Raw genomic sequence first — 2933 nt, forward strand, 5'->3', positions numbered from 1 at the left:
TCCACACCAATACGGGACCATTCCAGCACCAATATGCCATGTGACGCCGCTGCGCCTCTCTGGCTAGGATGGTCTGGAATGGTCAGCCCCTAGGGTTCGAATCCCTCCGTTTCCGCCAGGACTTAAACCCCTAAGTGATTGATTCACTTAGGGGTTTTTCCTTTTCAGAGTCAGAAGTTCGCGTTCTGAACCTAGCCTGAACCTAAATTGCTTTCTTGACCTGCTCTGGTGTCAGGCCCAAAGCGGAGTTCACCGCGGCTAGGTTTGAGCCTTTGTCAGCGTTCGGAATCCACTTCGCGTAGTCGCGCATCATCACTTGCACGCTGTGCCCGTGCTGATTGGCCATCCAGACTGGATTCCGGGCATGGATCCTCGCCAGGCAGTGCGCCAGTATCAGCAGGCCCGGCAGTCGGTCTAGCTGGCCAACTCCGGCTCAGTAGCATGACCAAGCTTCGTCTCTGGGGCAGCAACTCATCCGGTGGAGCGGAACATGTTTGGCTCACGGGGCTCGAAAGACACGCAGAAAATTGATTTTTTTCATTTATGCTGTTTCAAAATCGGTTTTACGCAAGCGTAATCGACGGGTCTAGGTTTTCCCGTCCCGTAATCGACGTTTGCGGGATCTTGATCTTCAAAAAGTATGCCTGAACTCACTGACAACCCTATCGGAGCTGCCTGGCTTGCCGCCCATTTTGACGTACAGCCTATGGCAACTCTGCCGGTGATCAGCCGCATTGGGACACGCCGGGCAACGGAAGGCGTGGGTGGCTTTCGCCTTGAAACGTACACTGAGCCCATGAGACCTTTGGACTTGCCGGCTGCGCACCTACAGTTTCATCTGCGGCACGAAATACCCCAAATGGAGTTTCTTGCCCGGCTTTTTGGGACATCGGGTGGCGACTTTGTCCAGGAATGGGTGTCACGAGAGCCTACCGGGCAGTATGCCCGCAGGGCAGCCTTCCTCTATGAATGGTTTACTGGCGACGCACTGCAAGTGCCCGAGCGCCTTGGTGGCAACTATGTCGATGCGCTTGATGACGCCAAACAGGTAGCTGCGTCAGCCGAGGCCGTCGTCAAGGACGCCAGGTGGCGCGTGAACGATAACCTGCCGGGCACACGATATTTTTGCCCGACGATCGTGAAGACTGATGCCTACCTACAAGCTGCGGGCCTTGATGTTAAGGCGCTCTTTGCTGGGCTGACTGACGAATTTGGTGAGGAATTGCTTTTGCGCGCTGCAGCCTGGATGACGCTGCGCGAGAGCAAGAGCAGCTTTGTCATTGAGGGCGAAGGGGACCGTACCACGCGGATCCAGCGCTTTGCTGATGTTATGGGGCGAAGAACCGGCGAGGGTGAGCAGCCACTTACTGATAGCGCCTCGGCCGAGTTGCAACGCGAGATCCTTGGCGACATAACAACGGCGACGCATTTTGGCTTCCGCCAGTCGCCCGTGTTCGTCGGCGAGACGGTCAGATACAGTGAAATAGTCCACTATGTCGCTCCCATCCAGGAAGACATCGCGAGCATGATGGATGGTCTGCGCGCATTTATGGCGCGCACCCAGGGGCAATCTTCGGTGATGCGCAGCGCTGTAGCCGCGTTCGGCTATGTCTATGTCCACCCCATGGCTGACGGCAATGGACGGGTCCACCGCTTTCTGATCAATGATGTGCTTCGCCGCGATGGCGTCATTCCTGCTCCCGTTATTCTCCCTGTTTCCGCTGTCATTACTGACGATGCCGGCGAGCGCCGCGCTTATGCCCGTGTGCTAGACACAGTGTCTGCTCCTCTGATGAAGGTAGTTCGCGGCAATGTGTCGTTCGCGTCCACCCGTACGCATTATCCGGATGGAATCTTTTCAAACCTGCAGTTCAACGGCGTGGACATCGCCCGACCACTGTGGAGGCACCTCGATCTCACTGCCCATGTAGCGTATCTGTCCAAGATCATCGAACGTACGATCACGGAACAGATGCGCGAGGAATCAAAATACCTGCGTGGTCATGCGCAGGCCAGAAATGCCCTGAAAGAAGTTGTCGAGATGCCTGACGAACAGGCGGACCGGGTGCTGCGTTCCATTGAGCAGAATAAGGGCCAGCTCAGCAATGTTCTCGCGAAGGAAATGCCTGTGCTCGAGCGTGCTGGCGTCTGGGCGGCAGTCGTTGAAGCGGTCGAAGCGGGGTTGCGTAGCGAGGCCCCGCCGGACCCGCACGTGGTCGAGCGTTATCACCCAACCAAGCCTGCCGGGAAATAGGGTACTTTCGCCAGCTGTCAGCCACCAGGAAGCCGCGGCGAGCATCTTTGCCTAAGTAGGTGGTTTCATAAATATGGCCATGTATATTTTTGATAAATTCTGCCGCGTATGGCATCGTGATGCAATCCTTCAATGGGAGATTGCACATGCCAAGAAAGAGTCCATTCGATATTGAGTTGTCTGCCGAAGAGTCCGCCGAGTTAAATCGGCGGGCCACCAGATATACGCTGCCGTACTTCGAGGTCATCCGAGCCAAGATGATCCTCATGGCCGCCAGCGGCATAGGTAATGACGAGATCGCTGCGCGACTGGACACGCGACGCGAGGTGGTCAGCCAATGGCGCCAACGTTTCTTCAAGCAGCGATTGGCTGGCCTCGAAGAGAGAGCACGCTCGGGACGTCCCCGGGTCTTTCCCCCCAGAGCTCACGATTGAGATCAAGGCGATTGCATGCTAGCGGCCAGCGACCTTGGGGTTGCCGCTGTCGCGACTCAGCGTGGCCGACATCGCCCGGCACGCACAGCACTCGGGCTTGGTCGCGCACATCAGCAACGTAAGGGGCCAGCAAACACACGTTGATATCGACCCGACGCTGTAGGAGGCTCGTGTCCACCAACTTAGGCGGACACATGAACACTTACGGAATAGATTTGATGGGCCGGCGACGCAGGCGGCGGCAC

2 protein-coding genes are annotated in these 2933 nt (G+C 57.0%); both read left to right on the top strand.

Translation table 11 applies throughout. From position 1 onward, the window contains the following. The first annotated feature begins 640 nt into the window (after positions 1–640). A complete protein-coding gene (locus tag GVL12_RS25555; RefSeq protein WP_159918365.1) occupies positions 641–2254 on the top strand; it encodes a Fic family protein in 1614 nt (537 codons plus the stop codon). Positions 2255–2373: 119 nt separating this feature from the next. Then, positions 2374–2688, top strand: coding sequence for a helix-turn-helix domain-containing protein (locus GVL12_RS25560; protein WP_235033984.1), 315 nt, complete (start codon positions 2374–2376; stop codon positions 2686–2688). Positions 2689–2933: the final 245 nt, after the last annotated feature.

Source organism: Pantoea sp. 18069 (assembly GCF_902706035.1).
Lineage (GTDB): Bacteria > Pseudomonadota > Gammaproteobacteria > Burkholderiales > Burkholderiaceae_C > Comamonas.